This is a genomic window from Flammeovirga aprica JL-4 (assembly GCF_012844305.1).
GTDB lineage: Bacteria > Bacteroidota > Bacteroidia > Cytophagales > Flammeovirgaceae > Flammeovirga > Flammeovirga aprica.
The window spans coordinates 1-1,157 of the sequence record NZ_JABANE010000301.1; the positions used below are offsets into that span (position 1 = coordinate 1).

The 1,157-nt window shown below is 34.1% G+C and carries 1 protein-coding gene; it reads right to left on the reverse strand.

Features of this window, described 5'->3' with window-relative positions:
• Window positions 1-1,157, reverse strand: a 1,157-nt coding sequence (locus tag HHU12_RS34015; protein ID WP_169661163.1) for an ATP-binding protein, incomplete at both ends; no start/stop codon positions are given.

Below are 1,157 nucleotides of genomic sequence, written 5' to 3' on the forward strand. Positions count from 1 at the left end.
CCATTTTCTTTCTCTTGAAAATCCTTTTTAAACTGATTCAAACGTCTTGTTTTTTCTTTACGCTTGACCTCTTTCTGTTGCTTTACACCTTCCTCAAACGAACTTAATTGTTGCTTCAATTCGTCCAGCTGAAGCTGAATGCCATTCAAATCTTTATTAAGCTGAACTAATTGTAATTCCTTTTCATTCTGTCCTTTTTCAATCCAGTCCTCCAATAAAACATCTTGACGTTCCTTCTCCTTTTTATTCTTCTTAATGGTATTATTAGACACCTCAACAAAAGATTTCAACTTATTAAGTTGAGGTTGGTATTTTTTCTTTAGGTTTTGTTCTTTCTTGATTAATCCCTGATCTAATTCACTCGACTCCTTCCTCACTTTTTCAATCTCACCTAATGTATCTTTCAACTGTTCTTCCAATAGCGACAATGAAAAAGATCTTCCTTCAATACTTTTCAAATCAATTCCGACTCCATAAAATGAAGTAGCGAGCTGATCTAATAATTGAGGATTGAGTTCATCATGGAATAGTAAATCTTGGTCAATGACCTTACCGATATTCTCTGACCAATCCTTTTTATGATTCGTCAGCCAAGCCAAAAGGGTGTGATTGTATTTTTGAACTTTAATCTCTAAATCCTTTTTCTTTTGAGTCAGTTTCTCAAAACGTTGATTCAAATTTGCTCGTTCATTTTCAATCTCTTTTTGATAGATTTCTAATTCATGCGTCCAACTTTTACGAAGTCCCTCTATTTCCTGTTCAGACTTCTGTACCTCTTGTTCCAACGCTGTAGTTTCCGCTATTCCTTTCTGAAGTAAAGTCTTTACTTGTTCAATTTCATGTTGATAAAATTGCTTATTTCTACACTCATTGATCTCAATTTGCTTCTCCGATTTGTTGTTTTGAATAGTAGAAAAGTGTTCTTGTAAACCTATTCTTTTATCGGTATTAGTTTCGTCTAGCTGATCAAATAATTGATCGTACTCTTGATTTAACCCTCTCTCCTGTTCTATTAATTTATCTTTCAACTCACCTATCGATGCCTCTTTCTGCTGAATAAATACAGATTGTTCTGCTTCCTTTTGAGCTTGGAGTGATTTGTATTTTCCTTCTATATCTTGAAACTGACTTGTAAGCGAGGACTCTTCTGATTCAAG